At 52.7% G+C, this 25297-nt stretch carries 21 protein-coding genes and 6 pseudogenes; 9 read left to right on the top strand and 18 right to left on the bottom strand.

Annotation, left to right across the window (positions count from 1 at the left end):
• Window positions 1-110 precede the first annotated feature (110 nt).
• Window positions 111-239 (top strand): photosystem II reaction center protein Ycf12/Psb30, encoded by a 129-nt coding sequence (psb30, locus tag DO97_RS21890; RefSeq protein ID WP_072016346.1) that lies wholly within the window; start codon window positions 111-113, stop codon window positions 237-239.
• 62 nt (window positions 240-301) lie between these two features.
• Here the strand turns inward: psb30 and recJ are convergent.
• Window positions 302-2396 (bottom strand): annotated as a pseudogene (gene recJ, locus DO97_RS03575) (single-stranded-DNA-specific exonuclease RecJ).
• Between the two features lie 149 nt (window positions 2397-2545).
• Window positions 2546-2755: a hypothetical protein gene (locus tag DO97_RS03570; protein WP_036531192.1), complete on the bottom strand. Its 210-nt coding sequence runs from the start codon at window positions 2753-2755 to the stop codon at window positions 2546-2548.
• A gap of 178 nt (window positions 2756-2933) precedes the next feature.
• Here DO97_RS03570 and DO97_RS03565 point away from each other — a divergent pair, with 178 nt between their 5' ends.
• Both DO97_RS03565 and prfB read left to right on the top strand, forming a co-directional pair.
• Entirely contained in the window at window positions 2934-3428 is a 495-nt protein-coding gene (locus tag DO97_RS03565) for a hypothetical protein (protein WP_204368464.1), read from the top strand.
• Window positions 3429-3627: 199 nt separating this feature from the next.
• Window positions 3628-4742 (top strand): annotated as a pseudogene (gene prfB / locus DO97_RS03560) (peptide chain release factor 2).
• Here prfB and DO97_RS03555 read toward each other — a convergent pair.
• Entirely contained in the window at window positions 4739-5143 is a 405-nt protein-coding gene (locus DO97_RS03555) for a hypothetical protein (RefSeq protein WP_036531191.1), read from the bottom strand. The pseudogene prfB and the gene DO97_RS03555 overlap by 4 nt on opposite strands.
• A 133-nt stretch (window positions 5144-5276) precedes the next feature.
• The gene (gene rpsF / locus DO97_RS03550; RefSeq protein WP_036531189.1) at window positions 5277-5600 is read right to left on the bottom strand and encodes a 30S ribosomal protein S6; all 324 of its coding nucleotides are present in this window, start codon (window positions 5598-5600) and stop codon (window positions 5277-5279) included.
• 220 nt (window positions 5601-5820) lie between these two features.
• Here rpsF and DO97_RS03545 point away from each other — a divergent pair, with 220 nt between their 5' ends.
• Window positions 5821-6627: a fumarylacetoacetate hydrolase family protein gene (locus tag DO97_RS03545; protein WP_036531187.1), complete on the top strand. Its 807-nt coding sequence runs from the start codon at window positions 5821-5823 to the stop codon at window positions 6625-6627.
• Here DO97_RS03545 and DO97_RS25815 read toward each other — a convergent pair.
• Window positions 6624-7122: pseudogene (locus DO97_RS25815) on the bottom strand (Tic20 family protein). The gene DO97_RS03545 and the pseudogene DO97_RS25815 overlap by 4 nt on opposite strands.
• A 367-nt stretch (window positions 7123-7489) precedes the next feature.
• Here DO97_RS25815 and cax point away from each other — a divergent pair.
• From cax to DO97_RS03520, 4 genes are all read left to right on the top strand, one after another.
• Window positions 7490-8590, top strand: coding sequence for a calcium/proton exchanger (gene cax / locus DO97_RS03535; RefSeq protein WP_036531186.1), 1101 nt, complete (start codon window positions 7490-7492; stop codon window positions 8588-8590).
• Between the two features lie 88 nt (window positions 8591-8678).
• On the top strand, window positions 8679-9356 hold the full coding sequence (gene surE / locus DO97_RS03530) for a 5'/3'-nucleotidase SurE (protein WP_036531185.1): 678 nt from the start codon (window positions 8679-8681) through the stop codon (window positions 9354-9356).
• A 106-nt stretch (window positions 9357-9462) separates the two neighbouring features.
• Window positions 9463-10770, top strand: a complete 1308-nt coding sequence (locus DO97_RS03525) for an ABC transporter substrate-binding protein (protein ID WP_036531184.1) — start codon at window positions 9463-9465, stop codon at window positions 10768-10770.
• 251 nt (window positions 10771-11021) lie between these two features.
• Window positions 11022-11219 (top strand): hypothetical protein, encoded by a 198-nt coding sequence (locus tag DO97_RS03520; protein ID WP_156120420.1) that lies wholly within the window; start codon window positions 11022-11024, stop codon window positions 11217-11219.
• Here the strand turns inward: DO97_RS03520 and DO97_RS03515 are convergent.
• Window positions 11203-11930: pseudogene (locus tag DO97_RS03515) on the bottom strand (Bax inhibitor-1/YccA family protein). The gene DO97_RS03520 and the pseudogene DO97_RS03515 sit on opposite strands and share 17 nt — an antisense overlap.
• 334 nt (window positions 11931-12264) lie before the next feature.
• Between DO97_RS03515 and DO97_RS03510 the strand changes: the two are divergent.
• Window positions 12265-13050 (top strand): RNA polymerase sigma factor SigF, encoded by a 786-nt coding sequence (locus DO97_RS03510; protein WP_036531182.1) that lies wholly within the window; start codon window positions 12265-12267, stop codon window positions 13048-13050.
• 15 nt (window positions 13051-13065) lie between these two features.
• Here DO97_RS03510 and DO97_RS03505 read toward each other — a convergent pair whose 3' ends face one another.
• The 12 genes and pseudogenes from DO97_RS03505 to DO97_RS03470 all read right to left on the bottom strand — a co-directional run.
• Entirely contained in the window at window positions 13066-13845 is a 780-nt protein-coding gene (locus tag DO97_RS03505) for a PP2C family protein-serine/threonine phosphatase (RefSeq protein WP_036531181.1), read from the bottom strand.
• 127 nt (window positions 13846-13972) lie between these two features.
• Window positions 13973-15696 (bottom strand): annotated as a pseudogene (locus DO97_RS30700) (ABC1 kinase family protein).
• A gap of 158 nt (window positions 15697-15854) precedes the next feature.
• Window positions 15855-16178, bottom strand: coding sequence for a DUF6825 family protein (locus tag DO97_RS03495; RefSeq protein WP_036531337.1), 324 nt, complete (start codon window positions 16176-16178; stop codon window positions 15855-15857).
• Window positions 16179-16246: 68 nt separating this feature from the next.
• Window positions 16247-17599: a protein kinase domain-containing protein gene (locus tag DO97_RS20525; protein WP_239651441.1), complete on the bottom strand. Its 1353-nt coding sequence runs from the start codon at window positions 17597-17599 to the stop codon at window positions 16247-16249.
• Between the two features lie 25 nt (window positions 17600-17624).
• Window positions 17625-17786 (bottom strand): hypothetical protein, encoded by a 162-nt coding sequence (locus DO97_RS24875; protein ID WP_204368463.1) that lies wholly within the window; start codon window positions 17784-17786, stop codon window positions 17625-17627.
• A 73-nt stretch (window positions 17787-17859) separates the two neighbouring features.
• Complete coding sequence (locus tag DO97_RS25810) at window positions 17860-18708, bottom strand: tRNA nucleotidyltransferase/poly(A) polymerase family protein (protein WP_239651417.1); 849 nt, start codon at window positions 18706-18708, stop codon at window positions 17860-17862.
• Window positions 18709-18754: 46 nt separating this feature from the next.
• Window positions 18755-19081 (bottom strand): nucleotidyltransferase family protein, encoded by a 327-nt coding sequence (locus DO97_RS25805; RefSeq protein WP_239651416.1) that lies wholly within the window; start codon window positions 19079-19081, stop codon window positions 18755-18757.
• A gap of 41 nt (window positions 19082-19122) precedes the next feature.
• Window positions 19123-19251 (bottom strand): hypothetical protein, encoded by a 129-nt coding sequence (locus tag DO97_RS27285; RefSeq protein WP_275574928.1) that lies wholly within the window; start codon window positions 19249-19251, stop codon window positions 19123-19125.
• On the bottom strand, window positions 19208-20662 hold the full coding sequence (locus DO97_RS24865; RefSeq protein ID WP_239651415.1) for a CBS domain-containing protein: 1455 nt from the start codon (window positions 20660-20662) through the stop codon (window positions 19208-19210). The genes DO97_RS27285 and DO97_RS24865 overlap by 44 nt, the downstream gene beginning before the upstream one ends.
• Before the next feature lie 29 nt (window positions 20663-20691).
• Window positions 20692-23304, bottom strand: a pseudogene (acnB, locus tag DO97_RS30695) (bifunctional aconitate hydratase 2/2-methylisocitrate dehydratase).
• A 384-nt stretch (window positions 23305-23688) separates the two neighbouring features.
• Entirely contained in the window at window positions 23689-24615 is a 927-nt protein-coding gene (locus DO97_RS03475; protein ID WP_162182932.1) for a hypothetical protein, read from the bottom strand.
• 280 nt (window positions 24616-24895) lie between these two features.
• Window positions 24896-25297: transposase (locus tag DO97_RS03470; RefSeq protein ID WP_052128332.1), on the bottom strand; the 402-nt coding region annotated here is incomplete at its 5' end.

The following is a 25297-nucleotide window of genomic DNA, read 5'->3' as shown; positions in this document are numbered from 1 at the left end:
CTTTTGTAAATTTCCTTAAAGTAGGGGGGTAATCTCCAGATAAAATAGGCTTCGATTACTGCCGCTCTGCACTGATTGGGTCACGAAGGGAGGAAGCATGGAGTTTTTGAATAAGTTTTTTTAGTGTTTTTGGCAATCTCAATTGGGAAGCCATGGTGCAGCTGACCCTATTGGCGCTGATCGTTCTTTCTGGCCCCGTTGTCATCTTTTTGCTGGCAAATCGGGGCGGCGACCTCTAGGGAGCAGTCAATTTTCAGTTTGGAGAGAGTAGCATCAGACCCAGCAATTGTTGGGTCGTTTTTTATGGCTGTGGCTCCATTGGCTGGACGCCCACGCCTTCAACTCTCGGCAGTTCAGCCGTCAAGGCGGCCCAGGCCAGATCCACTAGCTGCTGGTAAGGAGGCTGGGAGAGTGACACCGCTTTACCATCGCCCTTCGCTGCCTTCAGCCATCCAGTAGATGCCCCAAGTTCTACCAGCAGGGTTTTGCCCTCCGGATTGTGAATCTGGATCACCGGTTTGCCATCTGCTTGGATCAGTTGGCAGCGGTAGGGTCGCTGCTGATGGCATAAAGAGATGGATGGTGAATCAGTTTCAGAGCCTGGAACTGTTGGGTGCCGCACCCCGACCAACTCCAATTCGATGGTCGTCTCTCCCTGCCATTGATTCTGGCGCAGTTGATAGGCGACATCCAGGTGCTCTGGCAGCGGATAGTACTCCCCCCATCGCCAGGCGATCGCCTGCCGAGTCATGCTCCCTGAGTCAGCCATCCCGGAGGGTTCACGGAGGGTGAGTTTGAGATGGGCGTTCTGTTTTCCTAGGACTTGTTGCTTCAGAATTCGTACATTGGGAGTCCAGAAGACAGGATTGGGGTTGTCTATGCCGCAGGGATGTAAACGGTCAATTTGCCCATAGAGATCTAAGGTTAGTTCGGAGAAATTGGCCTGGACATCAACCTGAATTCGCGGCTTCAAATCTTGGGGTTGTAGGCATTCACGGGCAAATTGGCTCAGGCGAGATCGCAACGCCTCTAGATCCTCAGCCCGCAAGGAAAACCCCCCCGCTGCCCGATGCCCCCCGTGCTTGATCAATAGATCCTTGGCAAACTCTAGGGCTGCAAACACATCAAATTCTGGAATACTTCGGGCAGAGCCTCGGATGAGGCTGTCTTCCGCCTCGTAGGTACCGATAAACACTGGCACACCGTAGCGTTCCACTAGGCGGGAGGCCACAATCCCAATAACACCGTGATGCCAATGGGGCTGCACGATCACCAGCACCCGTAACGCCTGAAGATTGCTTTGGGTGGCGGTGATGACGGCGATCGCCTGTTGTTCAATCTGGGTACAGAGTTGCTGGCGCTGATCGTTAATGGCTTCACACTGCATGGCTCGCTCCATGGCCACCCCCATATCATCGGTGGTCAGCAGGTCAATCACAATCTGGGGATCCGCAATTCGACCCACGGCATTAATCCGAGGCCCGAGGCGAAAGCCAATATCCTCAGGTTTAACATCCGTTTTGTCGCTCAGTCCCGCCACCTGGATCAACGCCTGTACCCCGGCAAATTGGGAGTGCGGCAATCGTTGTAACCCCCGCCTCACCCAGCGACGGTTGACTCCGGTCAGAGGCGCTAGATCGGCGATCGTTCCCAAGGTAAACAATTCCAGCAGGGAGGCGGCCAAGCCCTGCGATCGCCCTAGCTGTTTCGCCAGGGACACCGCCAGAATGTAGGCAACTCCCACGCCAGCCAAGCCTCGAAACGGCGAACCTACAGGCAAGAGCTTGGGGTTGAGGATGGCATTGGCAGGGGGCAATTCCGGTGGCAGATCATGGTGATCGGTGACAATCACTGCCAAACCCAATTCCCTTGCCCTGGCAATCGGCTGCACTGCGGCAATCCCGTTGTCTACTGTCAGAATCAATTTCACCCCCTCTTGGGCGAAGGCTTCGACAATCCGCTGATTGATGCCGTACCCTTCTTGCATCCGACTGGGGATATCGTGACTGACAATTCCCCCCCAATTGCCGGAGTGCCCGCAGCAGCAGCGCTGTACTGGTCATGCCATCGGCATCGTAGTCACCACAGATGGCAATTTTCTGCTGTTGGGCGATCGCTGTTTCCAGGAGGGTTAAGCTGGCTGCCAGATCGGGAAATTCAGTGAGGGGCGTGGGCAATGTCAGCCGCTCTGGTTCTAAGAACACCTGGGCTTGCTCGGGAGTTTCCAGCCCCCGATTCACCAGTACCTGAGCCAGCAGGGGCGAGAGCTGAGTTGCCTGGGCAATGGCTTGTACCGACTCTGACTGAGCTGGGAACACTTGCCATCGTTGAAGTGGCAATGTCTGCTGGGGTGAGTGGAGGGCTGGGGTGGGAGTGGGGGCAGAGGGGGGCACAATATTCAGATCGGGGACAGGAATGTTGCCATTATCCCTGGGAGTGTTTGGAAAATCAGTAATTATATTTGGTAGACTCCTAGCTCTTCAGGTGAGCAAGTAGGCGATCGCCCAGTGAGTTTTGAGATCACGAAGGCGATCGCCTTTGAGGATTATGCCGTATAGGGGCCAGAGGTGCCATTCGCAGGTGCAGGACTGCCATATCTACTAGCAGTGTAGGGGCCAGAGGTGCCATTCGCAGGTGCAGGACTGCCAGCAGAAGAACTTCCTAGAGCAATCAGGGAACCTGTAGATAATCCTAGACCAGCGGTGAGTAATAAGGCAGTTAGAGAGTGACCGACAAAAGCTTGGATGGTTTTCATGGTGGTGCTCCTATAGCAATAAGTTGCGGAACCAACTGTATCTAAAACTACGGTTTGTCTCTGAGACCCCTCTGATTTTTTCCTGAAAAAATTCTCTGTTCTTGCTGAGATCAGAATGAGAACTAAATCGTCGGCAGATTACTATAGAAAAACATTTTGAAGGAGGGGCTGTCGTTCCATGCAACCTGAGCTTGAAGCCGTTTCCCCAGTCGAACCAGTCGCTACAATGGTTACCCAGCATCCCCGGCAACCTCTGGTGCTGTTACGAGATACGGAGCGATCGCTGCGACTCAAGACCTTAGAGGCTTTAGTGCCCGTCCTTCCAGGGGCGATCGTCACCCAGCTAGAAGCCACTTCACAAGTCGCTGAAACCTCTCTCGATCAGTTATCAGAGATTGATTTAGGCACCATTACGCCCCAGGAACTGCGGCCTGCCAGAGTTCAAATGGGGTTGGTATTTGTCGGTTTCAGTACCCTCAGCTTGGTGATGTTGCTGTTCTGGATCCAGGTGCTACATCCTTACTGGAGCCTGTCCGAGCAGATGCAGGCATACTGGTATCAGTACATTGGCTTTGTCGGTCTAGGTGTTGCTGGGTTATTTATGCTGGGTCGTGAGGCGATGCGGCCTCCAGATCAAATGGAACAGAGGGAACCTCATAACAATGGAGAGTAGATAACTTTGTCGAACATTACTCAAAGAATCCTTTCGACCCTCAGCTAAAGCAGCAGGAGCCCCGCACTCTACCGAAGGTGAGCGTCGGGAGGAATACGATTCCGTCTTCGGTGTAGTTTAAGTCCCCATGGATGCAATTAATTTTCGCTACAATTCAGTAGCAGTATTCACTTAAGCAGTTTCAATCAGTGGGATCATGCTGGAAACATTAGATATTAAGCGCGACATCGAAGTGTTATCTAACCGCCTGGGTAAAACCCAGGACTATCTTTGACCTCCCGGCGCTGACAGCTAAAATTCACGACCTCGAAAACTTATCTGCCCAACCCGCATTCTGGGAGGATCAGTCGAGGGCTCAAACAATCCTTCAAGAACTCAACGATCTGAAGTCACACGTGCAACAGTTTCAGCAGTGGCAAACCAGTTTAGATGATGCCAGAGCTGTGTTGGAGTTGCTGGAGCTTGACAATGATGTTTCCTTGTTGACGGAAGCTCAGGGGAATCTCCAAAGCCTCAGCCAAGAGCTTGATCAATGGGAGCTGCAACAGTTACTTTCTGGCCCCTACGACGAGGGGGGGTCGGTGCTAACCATCAATGCCGGTGCTGGGGGCACGGATGCCCAGGATTGGGCGGATATGCTGCTGCGAATGTATACCCGTTGGGCGGAGCGTCATGGCTATAAGGTTCATCTGGCTGAAATCTCTGAAGGAGATGAGGCTGGGATTAAGTCGGCCACCTTGGAAATTGAGGGTCGCTATGCCTACGGCTACCTGAGACCAGAAAAGGGCACCCACCGCCTAGTGAGAATCTCACCCTTTAATGCCAATGGCAAGCGGCAAACCAGTTTTGCTGGGGTAGAAGTGATGCCGATGATTGATGACTCAGTGCAGTTAGAGATTCCCGAAAAGGATCTGGAAATTAGCACCTCCCGTGCTGGTGGCAAGGGGGGGTCAAAACGTCAACAAAGTGGAAACCGCAGTGCGGATTGTCCATCTTCCCACCGGTTTAGCGGTGCGTTGTACCCAGGAGCGATCTCAACTCCAGAATAAAGAAAAAGCCTTGGTGATTCTGAAGGCAAAGCTCATGATCATTGCCCAAGAACAACGGGCGAAAGAAATAGCTGATATCCGCGGCGATATGGTGGAGGCGGCTTGGGGCAATCAGATTCGCAACTATGTGTTTCACCCCTACCAGTTGGTCAAGGATCTGCGAACCAATATCGAAACCACTGCGATCGCTGATGTCATGAACGGCGACTTAGATACCTTTATTCAGACTTACCTCCGCCAAGAAAATGCGCTAGTCGCAGATTAAGAGGCGGCGGCGGTTGCTGCGGGGAAGTGACGGAGAAACTGCCGCAACCGCAGTAGACTCGCCGTTTGCCCCAAATTCAACGGTAGAAGTGAAATCCCTTCCAGGTGAGACTGCACCCAGCCGTCGCCCCAATACCATTCATGGAAGCCATCAATTCCCTGGCTCAGCAGCAATCGTAGACTATTAGACTCGACCCAATCGACCGTATGGTGAATGGTGATCGGCCCCAGCCAACTTTTGAAGCTGACCCCTAGGGATAATTGTTCCGGCAATCCTGGGGAAAAGTGCTGCGGCCACAACCACTGCTGAAACTGCGTTGGACAGAGTAAACAGTCCCGGAGGTGCTGCTGGGAGGCCTGAACCTCAATCCTGAGGTAGCTGCGTTGAAAGTTGCCAAACATCAAGCTTTCTGCTCCTGTAATGGATCCTCTGCTAAGGGATTCAGCTGCCAACCCCCTGACCCAGCCCCTCGCTTGGGCACTGGGTCAGGGGGCTGTAGATTGCCGATGGAACTCCCAGAGCGGCGATCCAGCCTTAATCGTCTGTTTCAGCGGCAGCGGGTGTTTCTGGGACTTCCTGCTTAATGGTCAGAAAGCGGATGACTTCATCACTCAAGCGCATGGCCCGTTCCATCAAAGCAATGGCGGCACCACTCCCGCGATGGTTAACCTGAACATAGATCCCTTCCCGCTGCTTTTTAATTTCGTAGGCCAACCGTCGCTTCCCTCGATGCTGGGTTGCCAGAATTTCGGCACCATTCTCTTGCAAAATGGTTTGATACTTCGCGATCGCCTGATCGATGAGGTCTTCCCCCAAATCAGATCGTAAGATGTACATGGTTTCGTAAATGTAGCTCATGCCAAATCTTTCCTTATGGACTATATGGCTTTGGACAGTCTAGTGGTAAACCGGGAAGAAACAAGCTGGGTTGTATTCCCATGAACCCACCGCCGACAAAGCAAGGAATTACAATTCTACACCAGTTCTCAGCCTCACTGGCAATGGAACTCCGCTCTAGCGTCGAGGATGGAACAGGTGATATCTCTAGAAGACTGTCCGGGAGTATAGGTTAAGGGCTATGGCACAGCGCTATGTTCGTGTCCAAACGGCAACAGGCAAGATTTGCTACGGTCTGTTGCAATTGAATCGCACCGTCAAAGTGTGGGATGGCGCTCCCTGGTCGGCAGGTCAGCCAGTTTCCCTGGAATTAGAGCCAGACAGTTATCAACTCTTAGCTCCCTGTACCCCCTCTAAAATTGTTGCCGTGGGCAAAAACTATGCTGCCCATGCTGCGGAAATGGATACGCCGATTCCGACGGAGCCGCTCCTGTTTCTCAAGCCTCCCACCGCCGTGATTGCACTGAACCAAGAGATCCAATATCCACCCCAGTCTCAGCAGGTTGAATACGAAGGGGAACTGGCACTGGTGATCGGTGCTCAATGCCAAGACTGTATCCCGGAGCAGATCACCGACAAGATTTGGGGATATACAATTGCCAATGACATCACCGCTCGGGACTTACAGCGTCAGGATAGTCAGTGGACACGAGCCAAAGGTTTCAATACCTTCTGCCCCCTAGGACCATGGATTGTGCGGGAACTCAGCCCCGGTGCCCGCCTCCAGACTTTTTTAAATCAGCAACTGGTGCAATCAGCCACCATTGATCAGATGGTATTCCCCCCCGAGGTACTCGTTGCCTATATCAGCCAGATCATGACGCTGTTACCAGGAGATGTGGTGTTGACTGGAACGCCTGCGGGAGTAGGAGCGATGCAAATTGGCGATCGCATCCGGGTGGAAATCGAGGGCATCGGCTCCCTGGAAAACACCGTGATCCCCAGACCGATCCCCATGCCCCTCCCCCCTGTCCAGCCAGAGGATTAACGGATTTGCAAATTCACCGCATCGGAAATGGCAGGAATTTCAGCATCCTGTCCCCGCAGAGACTGCACCACTCCATAACCAAAGATGGCGACCATGCCTAAAAAGATGGTATTCAAAAGGGTCTCTAGGACGAAGGGAATTTGAATCCCCTTAGGCTAAAATAGGCAGGATCAGATTACAGAGAATCAGAATGATGTCCAGTAGTAGAGCCTGCATGACATTAAATCGCACAAATCGACTCAGATTCTCATTGCGCACCACGGCCATGTACAGCACAAAAAACAGGATCATCCCGGCAAAGGGAATATTAAAAAGCAGTTGGGAATAAACTTGCAGGAACGGCATCAAGGGGACGAGAGCCACCTCTAAAATGGGGAACTGATGGAGCAATGGCTTCTCATAGCCAGCAATTAAAACATCCATGAGCGGCAGCAGATAGGGAACTGCTCCGAAAATTCGATCGGTCACAGATGGGGTTGAGCCGTTCCAAGTCATTGCCGTTTCACTGTGGTAGGTTTCTGTGATTATACAAGGCGTCGGCCAAAGACCGCTCTCCGATCATTGCTGGGTTGATTGTCTTTTTCGAGATCACCCATCGTAACCCATCTTTGATTTCTTATTGGTATGACACGAATTGGTCACCATATTTGACATTTGATAGGAGGGTTTCTCCGCATCTGTTCGCCAGCAATGGCATGGCTTCGAGAGTCCCACAATCGCATCATTGCCGACAAATGTTACCCCTCTGAGAAATCCAGGGCAAAACGCGATCGCCCTTGCCCATCCTCACCCGGTAGATCCAGTGTTGGTGGTGGGGCTACCCCTCTCACGCTAGGTTATAAGGTATGCCAATCCCCACACTATGACCAAAAACATTGTTCCCCTGGTTCTTTTGGCCTTTGTCCCGGTTTCAATCGCCGCTAATCTTTTGCAGTGGGGAGAACTGGCGATCTTCCTCACCGCTGCAATTTCCATCGTCACCCTATCCCTGTGGTTGAGTACTGCTACCGAGAAAGTAGCGGTGGTCACTGGGCCTTCTCTGGGAGGCTTGGTGAATGCCCTATTTGGCAATGCCACGGAACTGATCATTGCCTTTATGGCGCTGCGGAAAGGATTGGTGGATATTGTGGAAGCCAGTATTACGGGGAGTATTCTCAGTGCCCTGCTGTTGCTGCTGGGCATGGCAATGTTGACGGGAGGACTGCGCTATAAGGAACAAACCTTTAAGCCAATTATGGCTAAGGTGAATGGCTCCTCAATGACCTTAGCCGTGATTGCAGTCGCCCTGCCCACCATGGTGATCAACACCTCCAATATTGTGGATGCAGCAGCCATTCGTTATATCTCGATCTCGGTGTCGGCGATTCTGATTATTGTCTATGGATTAACGTTGCTGTTCTCCCTCAAGACCCATAGCTATCTCTATGATGTGGGTCTCGTCGATGAAGGCATGGAGGCCAATAACTTCGGCTCAGATCACGATGTGCCCCTCCAGCGTTGGTCAAAGTTATGGGGATGGATGCTCGTCTTATTAGTTTCCACGATCGCTGTTGCCTTTGAATCCGACTTGTTTGTCAATGTGATTGAGTCCGAAATCCAGGAGCTAGGGCTGACCTCCCTGTTTACAGGGGTGATTCTGCTGCCGCTGATCAGTGATGTTGCTGGTTATGTCACCGTTGTGCGGCTGTCGCTGAAAAATCAGATGGATTTAACCGTCTCCACCGCAACCGGGGATAGTTTATTGATTGCCCTATTTGTGGCTCCGGTTTTAGTGCTGGTGGGTCAGGCGATGGGTCAACCGATTGATCTAAATTTTAATCCCTTTGAAGTCATTGCCTTGGCGATCGCGGTTACCGTCACCAACCTGATTAGCTTTGGCGGGCGGTCTAACTGGCTGGATGGCACCTTATTACTGGCAACCTATCTGGTGTTAGGGATTGCCTTTTACTTTCACCCCGCGTAATTTTGCCATTTTGGCATACACTGGCACGAGTGAGACTATCCCTAAAGATCCTGACCTTGTGAGTGCCAACGCCCCGCCTGTCAACAGCATGAAATTGCTCGTCACCAATGATGATGGTGTTGATGCCCCTGGGCTCCAGGCGCTCTTGCAAGCCCTTGGCGAAGATGTGATGGTGGTGGCTCCTGATCAGGAACTTTCGGGTTGCAGCCACCAGGTCACAACCCGTCAACCCCTCCAGTTGCAGCAACGCGCTGAGCAGGTCTTTGCCCTGAGCGGCACCCCCGTTGATTGTGTCCGAGTCGCCCTCCGCCATCTCGACCCCGCCCTGAACTACGTACTGTCCGGGATCAATCAGGGTGCCAACCTGGGCACGGATATTTATATTTCAGGAACGGTGGCAGCCATCCGAGAAGCCGCCCTCCATGGCCTTCCAGGGATTGCATTTTCCCAATATCGTCGGGGCAAACACCCCATCGACTGGGCACGGGCCACCCGCTGGACTCGCCGGGTAATGGCAGACCTGATCCAGTTGCCCCTCCCCCCCGGAAACTTCTGGAATGTCAATTTCCCCCACCTAGAGCCGGAGCAACCCGATCCAGCAGTCATCTTCTGTCCCCCCTGTACCCGCCCTTTGTCCGTCAATTTTCGGGTCGAGGGAGCGCAGCTTTACTATGTGGGGGAGTATGCCCAACGCTCCCGTACCCCGGGTGCCGATGTGGATGTGTGTTTCTCCGGTGCGATCGCGGTGTCGGAAATTCACCTCTAGAGCTTGCTGCGGCTGGACATTTGGGACAGTTTATGGACAATGGTTAGATTTCAGCACGATAAACAGTATAGATTTTGAACAACCGTTGAGGAGGAGTTTAATATCGATGCATTCATCTACCCCTGGCCTAAATCCCCGCACCGCGATCGCCCTGGCACTGACAACCGTAGTCACAGGTTTTCTCAGTGCTGCCTGTCAAGATGTGGCGACGAACAATCCCCAGACCAGTAGTCCCACCCCCGCTGCTAAGGGACTGAAAATCGGCTCACTCTTGCCTGCCACAGGTGATCTATCGTCCATTGGACAGCCAATGCTCAATGCCGTGCCGCTGCTCGTAGATACCGTGAATCAGTGTGGCGGGGTCAACGGTGAACCTGTTACCTTGGTGGCCGTAGATGACCAGACCGATCCTAGAGCCGGAGCTGAGGGCATGACCAAGCTCACGGAGGTGGATCAGGTGGCTGGTGTGGTTGGCTCCTTTGCCAGTAGTGTTTCCAGTGCTGCTGTTCCCATTGCTGTGCGCAACAAGGTGATGTTGATTTCACCGGGGAGTACCAGTCCCGTCTTTACCGATCGCGCCGCCAAGGGAGAGTTCAAAGGCTACTGGGCTCGTACTGCTCCTCCTGACACTTACCAGGCACAAGCCTTGGCAAAACTCGCCCACGACAAAGGCTTTAAGCGGGTGTCTACCCTGGTAATCAACAACGACTATGGGGTTGGATTTGAGAAGGTTTTTGTCGCCGCCTTTAAGAAGTTAGGGGGAACGGTGATCAATGAGGCTAACCCCACCCGCTATGACCCTAAGGCGACGACCTTTGATACCGAAGCTGCTACTGCCTTTGCCAACAAACCCGATGCCGTAATTGCGGTACTCTATACTGAAACTGGCAGCCTGCTGCTGAAATCGGCCTACGAACAGGGGGTGAGTAAGGGGGTACAAATCCTACTCACCGATGGCGTTTCCTCCCCCGACTTCCCCACCCAAGTGGGTCAGTCAGCCACGGGTAAGTTTATTTTGGCGGGGGCGTTGGGCACAGTCCCAGGTGCCGATGGTAAAGCGCTTGCCGATCTCTCCAAGCGATGGGAAGCGAAGTACAATCGCCCGATCAGCCCTTTTGTTCCCCACTCATGGGATGCAACAGCCTTACTGGTATTGGCGGCACAGGCAGCCCACTCGAATACGGGGGAAGGGATTCAAAGCAAGATTCGCGAGGTTGCCAATGGCCCTGGGGAGGAAGTTACCGATGTTTGTCAAGGGTTGGAACTCCTACGCCAGGGTAAGGATATCAACTACCAGGGAGCCAGCAGCAATGTGGATCTGGATGCCAACGGGGATGTTGTTGGCATCTACGATATCTGGACAGTTCAAGATGATGGCAAGATTGCGGTGATTGGCAAAGTTACTCCCCAGTAAAGCTGGCAATCAACTCTGAAACTCCCGTCTCAATACCAAAAGATAGAAGCCTCTCGCTAGAATGCTTGGCACTGGCTGTTGAGACGGGATGCATTGTTCCCCAGATCTCAACGCCCAAGAAGAAACCTGTGATCACCAGCGATCTCAACAGAGTGGCAAATCATCGGTGAAAGACCCAGACTGACAAGACTCACTGGATTGGTCGTCTCTCTGTGCTGGATCCTCCACTGCAAGACCCAGCACACATCCAAGTGTCTGACGCAGAAGCGATTCCTGTTCAGCGGTCTCGGGCGGGAGAAATGATTGACACTTATCTTGTCGGGGGATCAGTGGGCAGTCTTGTCGGGGGATCAGTGGGCAGTCTTGTCGGGGGATCAGTGGGCAGAGACAACGTCTACCCACCGGAAATCCTGAATGTCAGTCAATCGACTCTTAGTCCCGACTATTGATGGCAATGAGCAGACGCAGAATAAAGATAAACAAGTTAATGTACGTCAAATACATCGACAGCGCTGCGCATAGATATTGTTCATCGCGATAGGAGCGGGGGAGGATGTAGAAATCTACAACGGCGGCACCTGCAAACAACAGCACTCCGATACCAGAAATGGCAATTTCTAACCATGTGGGGGTAAACACCCCAAAGATACTGCACAGCAATTGGCCGACCAGTACCACCACGAGGGCAATTAAACCTAACTGCACCGTTTTGGTCAACGCCATCCCATCTTGCTCGGAAAGATTGGAGCCAATTTGCCGCCCGACAATGAACGTGATTCCGCAACCAAGAGCCGCAAAGGCTATACCACCAATCCCCACTCCTTTGGTTCCTAAAGCTACCCACACCAGCCCACTCAGGGTATAACCAGAGAGCAAGCTATAGGTTGCTAGCAGCGGCAGTGCCAAGCCATTGTTACCTTTTTCTGCAACCCCACGAACTACAAAGAAGAGAATCAATTCCACGACCAAGGCTGCAATAAAGGTCGGCAGAAACAGGCTGGGATTGGCGCGGATGACCCCCAATCCACCATAGGTTCCTACCGCCGTTAAAACCAACCCCCCCCAACAAAGGGCAGGGCGTTGGCGATTACGTTTGGCCCCACCAGTGCCTGATCTTTCGCTGCTCGAATTGCTGCTCGAAAATTGCTGGTATTGCTCATAGGACGTTGTTAAGTGCTGAAGAAATGAAGAGAGCCTGCGACTCTATTGTGAATCAGTCTTGCCAAAAAATGCTAGCAGCTGTTGACTCCTACCCCACCGCCATTCTTAAGAAAAGCAAAATAACGTCCAGCGATCGCCCCCAAAATACCTGTATAAGCACGTAAGTTTTGAGACTAGCAGGTTTGCTTATCCGTAGTTGGACGATAGATTCTCCCCTGGCCGTCCCAGACAATGACATCTGCGAGGGTACTGAAGCGATCAGGGGTAATTAGTAGACCAATCTCGATAAGTATTTTCTCGCAGCCACTACGGGAGAGTTGCTGAGGACTGGCTATGACAACCCATGAATCAACCTTTCGCTACCGAGGTCTGGAACTGTTGGTGGCGTATCACCAGCAGCCTTCCATTGAGGCTCGGAATCAGTTAGTAAAGTTACATGCTGGCTTGGTGCGCAAGCTAGCCCATCGTGTCAGTTACCAATGTGCGGAACCCTATGAAGATCTAGAACAAGTGGGGTATTTGGGACTGATTCGAGCCATTGAGCGTTTTGACCCCACCCAGGGCTGCGCCTTTAGTTCTTTTGCCGTGCCGTATATTCGGGGAGAAATTCTGCACTTTCTGCGCGATCGCAGCGGGGCGGTGAGAATTCCTCGGCGTTGGCAACAGCTGCACAAGGCTGGGCAGGCGATCCGAGCCTCCCTGTTTACGAACCTGGGGCGACAACCCAATGACGAGGAAATTGCTCAAGCGTTGCAGATCTCACTGGAGGAGTGGCAGGAGTGCAAATTGGTTAACCGTAACCGCATCCCCCTGAGTTTAGATGCCACGGCCTCTCACCAGACAGACTCTTACATGGCCCTAGGTGATACCCTACCGGATCTACGATTTGCAGCCTTACAAACCCGCGAAGAAGAGCGTCAACAGGTACAGGGAGCCTTAAGCCAACTGGAGGAGAAAACCCGCGAAGCCATTGAATTCGTGTTTTTTCGTAACTTATCCCGTAAAGAAGTAGCGGAGCGCACAGGGGTCAGCCCGATGACGGTGACTCGCCGCATCCAACGGGGAATTCAGCAGATGATTACCCTGATCGAGCCCCAGGTATTACAGATTGATCCTTAGCCGCTGATGCATTCCTTAAGCTCCAGCCTTAGCAACGGTCGGAGCTTGGACATCAATTGTGATCAGCACCACGGTAATGTTATCCCGCCCCCCTTTTTCTTTGGCAGCGTTGACTAGGGCTGCGACAGCCTTATCACTGGCACGAATTGATTTTAAGTGAGAGGCAATCAGGTGATCGGAGAGTTCTTCGGTGAGACCATCACTGCACAACAGCAGGCGATCGCCCACCTGAACTTCCAGGGTTTGAATATCAACTTGATGTAAGTCCTCGCGACCTAAGCACTGGGAGAGAACGTGTCGCCACGGGTGAGTGCGAACCTGATCGGGGGACAGTTCCCCCATTTTCATCGCTCGGGCAACCCAGGTATGATCCTCCGTAATCTGCTCCAGCTTGGCTCCGCGCAAACGATAGAGTCGGGAATCCCCCACGTGGGCGCACCAGGCTAACTCCGTGCCCTCTGGCTGATTGGGTTCCTTCCGAAACATCACCACTACGGCGGTGGTTCCCATATCGCCGCGCTCTGGATGGCTCCGTTGGTCTTTAACAATGGCCTGGTTAGCCTTCAGAAAAGCAGTTTCCAGCAGAACCCGCGATGACTCCGGTGATGACCAGTTGTCGTTGAGGGAGGTACGAATGATTTGGGTGGCAATCCGGCTCGCTTCTTGCCCCCCGGCGTGTCCCCCCATCCCATCTGCTACGAGAAAGAATCGACCAATGGGGTCGATATAATAGGCGTCCTGATTAACAGAGCGAAGGATACCCGGATCGGTCAGACCCGTAAAGAAGCACTTCATCGATGCGCAACGGTACTGGGAGTGAATGGAAACATCCTACAGGGAAGTTTAGGATTTGCAGCGAGATTTAACAACAACACAACCTATTTGAGGTTTGATTGGCACCGACTCAGGCAGAGCTTCCCTGTTATAACATGCGTTCAAACCGATCTAATCGGCTCAAAAGACGCAGTAATACTACCATCATAGCGGCTGCCAGCATCGCTGCGATCGCTGCCAGCCAAACATAATGATTGACAAACAAGATCACCGCAGACAAGGTAAAGGCACTACTGAGCAGGGTGTAGTTAGTGCCAATCTGCACAGTACTGAGACGGCGCAGGATCCGATCCGTATCCGTTGAGCGTACCCGCACCCGGATATCTCCCCGCTCGAGTTTTTCCAGGGTATCTTCCAGTCGCCGGGGTAAACTCAAGGCGGAAGTGCTGACCTGAGCAGCCTGCCGTCCCAGTTCACTCAAGAGACTATTGCTGTCCGATCCATTGCTGTTGGTCATAAGCTGCATTGCAAAGGGTTTTGCAACCTCCATAAAGTTGAAGTCTGGATCTAAGCCCTTACCCACCCCTTCCAGGGTTGAAAAGGCGCGCATGACAAAGGTAAAGGTTGCCGGAAATCGAAAGGGTTGGTCATAAGCAATTTCATACAAATCATCACTAATGGCAGACACCGATTGGGTTTCAAACGGCTTATCCATAAAGTTATCGAGAATGTACTGGATGGAGCGCCGCACAGGTCCCATATCATCCACAGCAGCGAGGGCACCGAGATCAATTAAAGCCACCACAACGCGATCGGCATCTTTTTGGGAAATTCCAAAGAGAACCTCCATTAACTTGTCGCGAGTAACCGCTTGAATCTGCCCCATCATCCCAAAGTCGTAAAACACTAACGCCCCCTCAGGGCTGACCGCAATGTTGCCGGGATGGGGATCTGCATGGAAAAAACCATCATTCAGTAACTGGAGCAGATAGGCTCTAGCCCCCAACTGAGCCAGAACTTTGCGATCTAGCCCAGCGGCTTCCAGTGCCTCATAGTGACTGATTTTGATTCCAGGGACATATTCTAGGGTGAGCACCCGAGGGGTCGTATAACGCCAGTAGACGCGAGGCACCGAGACCCAATCGTAGTTGCGAAAGTTGCGTCGGAAGGTATCGGCATTCCGGCCCTCATTGAGGTAGTCAATTTCTTGATAGAGAATCCGACAACACTCATCATAAATTCCTAACCAATCCCGCCCCGACCCCAGTCGGGGTGATTTTGAAAGTAGCGGGCAATCCCTTTGAGAATTGCCAGATCAATGCCAAATAATTTGCGCAGTCCAGGGCGTTGTACCTTGATCACGGCTTCTTCCCCCGAGTGCAGTTTAGCTCGGTGAACCTGACCTAAACTGGCGGCAGCTAAGGGAACGGGGTCAATGCTGGCATAGGACAAATGGGCGGACTTCCCTAAATCTTGCTCAATGATCCGCAGGACCTGCTCGTAGCTGAAGGCAGGAACTTTATCTTGAAGCTTCGAGAGTTCCTCAACATACTCCGTGGGAAACAAATCAGCCCGAGTGGAAAAGAGCTGCCCTACCTTGATAAAGGTCGGCCCCAGATCTAAGAGGGTTTCGCGAATCCAAATTGCCTGGGTCTGCCGACGAGCTGCCTTCTTGGAATCGGTAATTCCTCCCCAGTAACTCCAAGTTTTGCCATTCAACCACAGGGAGGTCAGTAGCAGCAGCACAAAGCTCCAAATATCCAGAAAGCGAGTGTGCCGATTGTAACTCTCACGATTCCAACGGTAAGACTTACCGCCATAGATTTGATCAGGATTACTGCTACGGTTACGGGACGATGGCCAAAGGCCGATCTTTGACCATCGCGAGGATGAGATCACCGCTGCCGATCGAGGAGACTGATATGAGCTGGCAGTGGAGCTATCAGGAATAGCAGACACACAGGTTCCTAAACGGGATTTTCTAAAAGGACGGTAGCAGAAGAATGGACTCAGTTGCTAGGTGCATCCCCTTAGGATATGGGACTGCGGTAGCGCTTGAGTTCAGCTCGTAATTGTGCAACTTCTGCCCGTAACTCATCAATGCGTTCTTGGAGATCGACGGTGGGGGAATTCCAAGACGGGGTCGCACCTCCCCGCTGTTGCACCGTGGCAATCTCTGCCTGTCTGGCGCGTTCGGTTACCTGCTCGGTTACTTGGCTTAGATGCTCTCGCTGCTCGGCATCGAACTTCCCGATTTCACTCAAAAGGTGGATCAGCGTACTCTCCACTTGCTCATAACAGGTTTCGGCAACGGCTTTACCCAAAAAGAATGCCTGTACCGGGGAATGATTCATCAGAATTCTCAGCATACGCATGTCCGCACAAATTATAACGTGCTTGCCCAAAACCCTGCCGTAGATTCCTACCTAGCGAGATGGGGTGGGTATCGGTGTCGGTGCGGAGGTGTCTTCAGGAGTTGCCGGGGGGTGGGGGTTGCCGAGGAGGGGGGCGCTAATTCTACGGGCACAGCGGAGTCATCAGTATTGGCAACGTTCGTGGTGGGAGCCGGATTGGCATTGATGGCGGCTGGACTCGGGGCTTGGCTCGCGGCTGGACTCTCTGAGTCAGTGGGGAGGGAGGACGCGGTTGCCCCAGACTGCCTTGGCGTAGGCTTGGCGATCGCCGCTGGGATCACTGGCTCCGCTGAATATTCAGTTGCCGCTGGAACATTGGACTCTGCAGCTTGATCCGGAGTGGTCGTGGGAATTGAGCCTGGCCAGTCAGAGCGTGCCGGAAAGGTTTGATCCCGTTGCAGCAGGGGCAGGGTCTGTTGAATCACCCCCGTCCGCAGTGCCAGACCAAAACCAGAACCAGCCCCTACACAAACGACAGCGGTACTAACCAATAGCCAGGAAAAGGGGCGGCTAGGGGCAGCCATTGCACGGGGCATTGATAAAGGAGTTGGCTGGGGGAGCATGGCCGGGGACGGGGCGGATCTGGGGGCGATAGGGAGTGGCTGCTGCTTCGCCATTGCTGGCAGTAAGGCTCCGTTGGCAACAGCAGGGGATGGCGCGGCGGGGGGCAGGATAATCTTAGCAGCGGCGATGGTTTTCGTCGCCCCTCGGGAACGGGCTGGCTCTGGAGCAGGGGCGGTGGCTGGCAGCAGGGCCAACCAGTCTTGAACGGTTTGGGGTCGTAAGGGAGCTTCCATTTCCAGGCCTTGCAGAATCGCTGCCTCCAGACCTGGAGTCAGCTGGGGCTGAAATTGTTGCAACTTTGGCAAGGGGATGCGATCGCGCAGGGGAGCGGCCACGGGCGGTTGCCCTGCCAGCAGACAATAGAGGGTTGCCGCCAGGGCATAGATATCAGTGGCGGGTGTCCGTTTCCCCTGGGGCAGATACTGCTCAATTGGGGCATAGCCCGCCGATAGCAAGCCTGTCTGGGTTTGGGTGACGCCCAGGGTAAATTCACGGGCAATGCCAAAATCAATTAGCACCACGGTATGACTTCCCTGGCGACGAATAATATTCTGGGGCTTGATATCCCGGTGCAGAATCCGGTTGGCATGAACAACGCTCAATGCAGCGGCGACTTGACGAATGTAGTGCACTGCTTGGGCTTCGGGGAGGGGTTTCCGGGGTTGGATGAACTCCGACAGGGTTTGCCCTGGAATATAATCCATCACCATGAAGGGCAGGCCACTCTCCTCAAAAAAGTCGAGAACCCGCACAATATTAGGATGCTGACAGCGAGCGAGGTGCTGGGCTTCTTCGATAAACCGTTGGCGGAAGCGGGGAAAATCAGCCGCCGATCGCAGCTGTTTTTTGGAGGGTTTTAATCACCACCGACTGCTGCAAGTAGGCATGGGTTGCCCGGTAGGTGATCCCAAAGCCACCCTGACCCAAGGATGTCTCCAGCAGGTACTTACCGTGTTGTAGCGCCGTGCCTGTTGTTAAATTCATGCGTTACTTATGCTCACCACATCCTATCCCACGTGACCCCCAAGATCCCCTTGGCATGTTCCCCCTGAAAGCTTCACCGGGGAAAATGTTCCGCTAAAAATGTCAGGGCAGTGGCGCGATCGCCAATTTCATGATCGAGTTGGGCATTGCGCAGTTGCTGCAAGATCTGCTTAAACTCAGGGCCGGGGCGGTACCCTAACTGCTGTAAATCATGGCCATTTAAGGGCGGGGCGATGTCTACCCAATCTTTGACATAGCGCCAGATCAAGCGGCGCACCCAACGGGGCTGGCGCAGGGCAATTAACAACAGGGTGGGGAAGCGGTATTCATCCAGTAATTGTACCACCTGGCTGGTCAATCGACAGTTGGGTAGGGCGCTGAGGATCGTCGCCTCGTCCGTTGCCAGATCTCGCAGCCGGTGAATACAATCGGCTGGCAGTTGTAAATGACTCGCCACCAGCTCTCGATACTCCGGCTCTAGGGCCGCCAGTAATACCTCTAGCCGCAGTTGCCAGGGATCTGGTAACACCAGGGGCAGATCCCCAATAACCTGTTCCACCGGATGGGTAGGGTCTTGGTAGAGCCACCGTTCCAAGTACCGCAGCTGCTGCCACAATTGCCGATCTAGCGTCAGGGTGGGGTGAATGCACCGCAATGCCCCCAGATCGGCCAATAAGCGCAGGGCAGACTGCCAGTAAGTTGCCTGGAGAATGTACTTCAGTTCGGCTTTGAGCCGGGTCTGAAGTGCTGGAGCCTTGCTGATCTCTGTCTGCACCCGGTCATAAATGCCACTGGCAATGCTGTAACGGATGTAGCCTTCTGTCTGGGAGTCAATCTCAAACCCCAGACGCACGGCAAAACGCACAGCTCGATAGATCCGCGTCGGATCTTCAATGAAACTGTTGGCGTGGAGTACCCGCACCTGGCGGGTTTGTAAATCCAGCCAGCCGCCGAAGAAATCCAGAAGCTCACCCTGCCCGGGGGGGGGTCAGCCGCAGAGCCAAGGCATTGATGGTGAAATCACGGCGATAGAGGTCTTGCTTAAGATTACTCGCCTCCACTTCAGGATTGGCGGCGGGATAGGGATAGAACTCAGTGCGCGCCGTGGCAATATCAATCCACAGGGAGCCAAACCGGGGGTCTTGGTGCCATAACAGGGCAGCTGTTTGAAACTGGCCGTGGATTTGGAGTCGGGCATCGGGGTAATGGCGTTGTAGATCCCGTGCCAGCTCGACCCCAGATCCTTTTAATGGTAGGCAGGAAGTGGTGTTCCCCCCGTCCAGAATCACAACCATCTACGACTAGATCGATATTATCCACCAGGATGCTGCGGTGCTCAGCGACGGCTAAGAGCAAATCCCGCACTGACCCCCCCCACAAGGTAGAGTTGCCAACCTCGCTCTACCGCTGCTGCCGCTGCCTCAGTCAGCAGTTGCCACAGCGTCAGGGGGAGGGATTGCTGCAAGGTGGCGATCGCCAGGGTGGCGGGGGGGAGCCATGGCTGATGCAACGTCGGGGGTACCCCGACGTTGCTCCGTTTGCTCGACGGTAAATTGATGCAAGTGGCGCAGCACATCAGTACGGGTGACAATGCCCACTAGTTGTCCCGCAGAGATCACGGGCAGACGGCCGATATCATAAGTCACCATCAGGGACTCAATCTCCGGTAGCGATGTCTCCGGGGTAATGGTTTTGAGATTGCTGGTCATATACCCCTTGACGGGGGCATGGCTAAACCCATGGTGGAGGGCGATGTCAATGTCTCGTCGAGAAATCACCCCCAACAGTTGGTCTTGGGTATCCACGACCGACAGTCCGGAGTGGCCGTAGCGTAACAGCACCCGCTGAGCCTCATCAATGGTGGTTTCAGGGCGGATGGTGCGCACGGGGGTAGACATCAGTTCCTGGGCCGTGGGGGGATGGGGAATTTGAGCCTGGAGTTGCTGACTGATCTGGTGCAGGGTTTGGTGAGCATTCACCCCCTTGAGGGTGGCAGCGGCGGCGCGGGGATGCCCCCCACCCCCGAGGGGGTGAAACAACCGATGGAGATCGGTGCCCGGAATCTGGGTGCGCCCAATCAGGGTCAGAATCGGCTCCGGGCCACCCCGGTAATACTGGGAGCCTAGAATCAGGGCATCCAGATCCGTCAATTCCATCAGCCGACTGGTGAGGGTGGAGAGACCAGGGACGTAGGTGTCGGTTTCCAGTAATACCCAGGCAACCTGGTAGCCCTGGCAGGGGGAGATTTGCAACTGATTGAGGGCGGTGGTCAGCAGGGTTTGTAATTCTGGGGAGAGTCCCGGATCCAGATAGGTGGAGATCGCCCCCAGGTTAGCACCCTGCTCCATCAGCCAGGCAAGGGCGAACGCATCCCGAGGCGTGGCATGGTCAAAGGTGAGAGAGCCGGTATCGACATGAATGCCCAAGGCCATGACCGTAGCCTCGGTGGCGGTCAGGGTCACCTGTGCGGCTTGCAATTTTTCTACAATCAGGGTCGTGGTGGCTCCCACTGCCACGACCTGAACCTCATGGGCCGGAATATCTCGCTCAACCTCGGTGTGGTGATCGTAAACGGCGATGGTCACCTGGGGTAAATCAAGCCAATCAGCCGCTTTCCCTAGGCGATCGCGGCGTTGGGTGTCCACAATGCTCAAAGAGCGAATCTGCGCCGGGATTACCGAGCGCCGCTCCATCAGGGGGTACTCATCCCGATGAAGTGCCAGAAATTCCCGGACTCCCGGATGACACCCCTCCGTGAGCACAATCCGACTTCCTGACTGCAAACGCGCTAAACCCACCGCCGCCCCCAAGGTATCAAAATCGGCGATCGCATGGCACAACACTAGATCCATCACCCCGGCCTCACCTCCCAGCACCCCTTGACCGCTGTATTCAACCCACTGCGTTAGCGACGACTGGCGGTGGGCATCCCCAAAATATCCTCAATTCTGGGCATTTCATCCAGGGGAATTACCCGTCCCTCATCCTCAAAGTTGGGAATTTGGTCAAAGTTGAGGTAACGGTAGAGGTCGGCGGCAAAGGGATCGATTTTCTGGGTAACAATCGCCCGATATTCTTCCAAAGTGGGGATTTTACCTAGTACAGCACACACCGCAGCCAATTCGGCGGAACCGAGGTAAACCTGTGCCCCCTTGCCCATGCGATTGTTGAAATTGCGGGTCGAGGTTGAAAACACCGTCACGCCATCGGCTACCCGTGCCTGATTGCCCATACAGAGGGAGCATCCCGGCATCTCAGTTCTGGCACCCGCAGCAGCAAAAACTGCCATACATCCCTTCTTCCCGCAACTGCTGCTCATCCATCCGGGTGGGGGGGCAAATCCACAAACGCACCTTTACGGGGCCTGCTCCCTCTAACACCTTGGCCGCTGCCCGGTAGTGACCGATGTTGGTCATACACGAACCAATGAAGACCTCATGGATGGGGTCTCCGGCACAGGCGGACATCAATTTAATATTATCCGGATCGTTGGGAGCCGCAACAATGGGTTCGGTGATTTGATCCAGATCCACCTCAATAGTTTCGGCATACTCCGCATCCGAATCGGCAGCCATCAAAGTTGGGTTTGCCAGCCACGTCTCCATCTTGGCAACCCGGCGGAGGATGGTGCGGGCATCGCCATAGCCCCGGGCCACCATATTCTTGAGCAGGGCAACGTTCGAGCGCAGATACTCCGCCACCGTCTCGGTGCTGAGCTGAATCGTTGAACCGGCACAGGAGCGTTCTGCCGTGGCGTCCGTCAGTTCAAAGGCCTGCTCTAACTTCAGGTCGGGCAAGCCTTCCATTTCCATAATGCGTCCGGAGAAAACGTTCTTTTATTCTCCTTGGACACCGTCAGCAATCCCCGCTCCATCGCGGCATAGGGAATTGCATTCACAATATCCCGCAGGGTGACACCGGGTTGCAGGCTGCCCTTGAACTTGACCCGCACTGATTCCGGCATATCCAGGGGCATCACCCCGAGGGCAGCGGCAAAGGCCACCAACCCCGAACCTGCCGGGAAAGAAATCCCCAAGGGAAAGCGGGTGTGGGAGTCGCCCCCGTACCCACGGTATCCGGTAATAGCATCCGATTCAGCCAGGAATGAATAATCCCATCTCCAGGCCGGAGCGCCACTCCTCCGCGCTCATGCATGAAATCGGGGAGTTCGTGGTGGGTCTGGATGTCAACGGGCTTGGGATAGGCGGCGGTATGGCAGAAACTTTGCATCACCAGATCGGCACTGAAGCCCAGACAGGCCAACTCTTTGAGTTCATCACGAGTCATGGGGCCAGTGGTGTCTTGGGAGCCTACAGTGGTCATCAGTGGCTCACAGGCCGTGCCAGGACGCACACCAGGGAGCCCACAGGCTTTGCCCACCATCTTTTGCGCCAGGGTGAAGCCTTTGCCTGTGTCCGCAGGCAGAGCGGGGCGGATAAAGAGCGAACTCGGTTCAAGCCCCAGGGCACTGCGGGTTTTATCCGTCAGGGTTCGACCAATCAGTAAGGGGATGCGGCCTCCGGCTCGGACTTCATCCAGGAGGGTGTCGGGTTTGAGGGTAAAGGTGGCGATTTCAACCCCGTCCACCTTGGTAATTTTCCCTTCGTAGGGATAAATCGTAATCACATCCCCGGTTTCCAGTGGGGTGACATCGCACTCGATGGGCAGAGCCCCGGAATCTTCCGCTGTGTTAAAAAACGATCGGAGCAATTTTACCGCCGAGAATATAGCCCCCCGATCTCTTGTTGGGGACACAGGGAATATCCTGGCCGATATGCCATAGCACTGAGTTAATGGCTGATTTCCGGGAAGAACCTGTTCCCACCACATCCCCCACATAGGCAACGGGGTGGCCTTTTTGCTTCAACATGGCAATGGTTTCCAAGGAACCGGGTTGGCGGGTTTCCAACATCACCAGTGCATGGAGAGGAATATCAGGCCGGGTGGTGGCATGGGGTGCGGGAGACAAATCGTCGGTATTGGTTTCACCGGGAACTTTAAACACCGTGACTGTAATTGCTGCTGGGAGGGGCGGGCGGCTGGTAAACCACTCGGCCTCTGCCCACGAGTGCATCACCTGCGCTGCGGAGGGATGCCCCTGAGCCGCCAGTTCCTGCACATCATGGAAGGCATCGTAGACCAGGAGAGTTTTACTGAGGGCTGTGGTCGCCGCAGCGGCAATTTCAGCATCCGCCGCTTGGAGCAAGTCAATCAGCGATCGCACATTGTAGCCCCCCATCATGGTTCCCAAAAGTTCAATCGCCTCTAGGGGAGTAATCAGGGGACTGGTGAGGGTGCTGTGGGCGATCGCCGTCAGGAATCCAGCTTTGACGTAGGCAGCTTGATCCACTCCTGGGGGAACCCTATCGCGCACCAGACTGAGCAAAAAGTCGGCCTCACCGACGGGGGGGGTCTTCAGTAGCTCACACAACTCCGTGGTTTGTTGGGCACTCAACGGCAGGGGGGGAATTCCCAAGGCAGCCCGTTCGGCGACCTGTTGACGATAAGCCTCAAGCATTGCAGCAATCTCCAGCTTTCAAACCTAACAATTGACTCACCCGTAAAATATTCGTACGCTAATTCTAGACCTAGGTGTATTACCTATACAGTAGCGTTTTTCACAATTTAGCAGCACTGCAATTGATGGGCTACAATCCAGATTGACTATCTATGTAATAGCGAGTTACTTAAAAACAATTTAGAAATCCTTGATGACATCATCCGAAGATAGTCCTACAAAATATATGATGAATGGGATGGGGATCGGCCTTCTCCTCCCTACCTTTGTCCTCACCCAGACATAAGTCTCTTAGACCATAGAATTGTTATATTTGAACAAATCTTGACTCCCAGATTATTTGTTAATGTTTATTGAGCTATAGAAGTTAGGAGAATAAACCAGTTATTTAAATTTCTCTGCGGGATAAAATTTATCATCATAAACCTTAAGCATTTTTAGTTTAAATTCACCACGTTTTTGGAATTGAATTAAGGAGAAGATATTCGGCAAAGTTCTAACTTTGAATTCAGTAATTTTTTGGGATTTTTCAGTCGGCCGGAAATTATTTACACATATATCCAGTAAATCATTATTGCTCTTGAGCAATGGTGAAAGCAGAAATCCAGACTTAGCCAGTTGAGGAATCAAGCGGAATGATTCTATAGAATTATCTTGAAGCCTTACATCAATAAAAATAGGTGGTGACTTAAATAAGAAAGAGACGAAGCGGCCAAAAAGATTTTTTCTCAGATTGATTTCAGACCAAAGGAGTTGATCGATATTCGGAATATCTCTCCATTCATCAAAATTTAAATACCCGGATTCAATCGGAATCATAGTATATGTTCTGGGTATTTTCTTCTTATTAAAGAATAAAAAAAGTTCGTTGGTTTTTTGGGAATTAAATGAATATCTTACAAGCAGCTCAGGCAGTGACAAATTATCATCTAAAGTGGGATAGCGGTTGTCGATTGATAACATATCATAAAAAATATTGTCTGGAGCTTGCGGATCTCTCAAATGTAGTGCATTTATTGTTGCCAGTCTCTCAGTATAGGCTGAGTAACTCTGAAAAATTGGCCTAGGATGGTAGCGTAAAAATGAATTTGAAATGACTAGACCTTGATTATATTTATATAGGTCAACGCTCCCCAGAATTTTCGGCAAGCTTCTTTTCGACAAATTCTCACTCTGCTGTTTTTGGAAATCTTTTTCATAATCAAAACTTCCAGATAAAACTTTAATAGGAAGTGTAACTGAAGCAATCAATGTCTTGAATTCACTGAGTTGAATGTATAAAATAGAAGTTGTCGATAGAGCTAATTGCAAGTATAGATATATAGTCAAAATGCTAATCATTTTTAGTCTATATTGCCACAATGAATGCCACCTAACTGAACTGGCTTTAAAAAGAAGAAATGCAAAGACACAAGTCAGCAGAATTTGGGTAAATAATTGTTCGAGCTCTTGGAATTGACTGTATAAAATTATATTTTTTTCCACTGTTAATTTAATATATAAATAGACAATAAAGGCGCTAAGCATTCGGAAGATATGAAGTCGAAAAGAATGCAGTCTTTCCAAGTAAATAAACAAACTATAGCATTTTTCACTCTTGTGAGGCGTAGTAGCAACAGTGAGTGAACCAATTTTTGAGGTTTTCCAAAGATACTTGAGAAAAAGCGTCTTCAATGGCATTAGCGAGATCGGGATAGCTGCGTGCCCCAATCGTCCGCAAAATATTTTTAATCTTTGAGAAGCAATTTTCTATCGGTGAAAAGTCTGGAGAATAGGGAGGTAAATAAATCAACTTAGCACCCACGTCCTCAATCAGCTTTCTGATCGTGTCATGGTTGTGTATCGAGTAGTTATCCATAATCACACAAGCTCCTTTCCAAAGTTTCGGAACCAGGTGGCGAGCAATGAAGGCTTCAAAGGTCAAACCATCGGTTGAACCGACGATACTTACGTTAGTGACAACGGTTTTGAGGCTGATTGCACTGATTGTAGA

This window comes from Neosynechococcus sphagnicola sy1 (assembly GCF_000775285.1).
Lineage (GTDB): Bacteria > Cyanobacteriota > Cyanobacteriia > Neosynechococcales > Neosynechococcaceae > Neosynechococcus > Neosynechococcus sphagnicola.
This window is presented reverse-complemented; position numbering and strand designations above follow the sequence as displayed.

Bases quoted from the DNA above. Each gene is read 5' to 3' on its own strand.
- DO97_RS03565 (WP_204368464.1), top strand. From the start codon at position 2,934: ATGCAACCTGAGCTTGAAGCCGTTTCCCCAGTCGAACCAGTCGCTACA.
- DO97_RS24875 (WP_204368463.1), bottom strand. From the start codon at position 17,786: ATGAATTTAACAACAGGCACGGCGCTACAACACGGTAAGTACCTGCTG.
- DO97_RS03495 (WP_036531337.1), bottom strand. From the start codon at position 16,178: ATGAATCATTCCCCGGTACAGGCATTCTTTTTGGGTAAAGCCGTTGCC.
- DO97_RS03510 (WP_036531182.1), top strand. From the start codon at position 12,265: ATGACAACCCATGAATCAACCTTTCGCTACCGAGGTCTGGAACTGTTG.
- DO97_RS03505 (WP_036531181.1), bottom strand. From the start codon at position 13,845: ATGAAGTGCTTCTTTACGGGTCTGACCGATCCGGGTATCCTTCGCTCT.
- DO97_RS03570 (WP_036531192.1), bottom strand. From the start codon at position 2,755: ATGAAAACCATCCAAGCTTTTGTCGGTCACTCTCTAACTGCCTTATTA.
- DO97_RS03525 (WP_036531184.1), top strand. From the start codon at position 9,463: ATGCATTCATCTACCCCTGGCCTAAATCCCCGCACCGCGATCGCCCTG.
- cax (WP_036531186.1), top strand. From the start codon at position 7,490: ATGACCAAAAACATTGTTCCCCTGGTTCTTTTGGCCTTTGTCCCGGTT.
- surE (WP_036531185.1), top strand. From the start codon at position 8,679: ATGAAATTGCTCGTCACCAATGATGATGGTGTTGATGCCCCTGGGCTC.
- rpsF (WP_036531189.1), bottom strand. From the start codon at position 5,600: ATGAGCTACATTTACGAAACCATGTACATCTTACGATCTGATTTGGGG.
- DO97_RS03555 (WP_036531191.1), bottom strand. From the start codon at position 5,143: ATGTTTGGCAACTTTCAACGCAGCTACCTCAGGATTGAGGTTCAGGCC.
- DO97_RS25805 (WP_239651416.1), bottom strand. From the start codon at position 19,081: ATGGTTGTGATTCTGGACGGGGGGAACACCACTTCCTGCCTACCATTA.
- DO97_RS03545 (WP_036531187.1), top strand. From the start codon at position 5,821: ATGGCACAGCGCTATGTTCGTGTCCAAACGGCAACAGGCAAGATTTGC.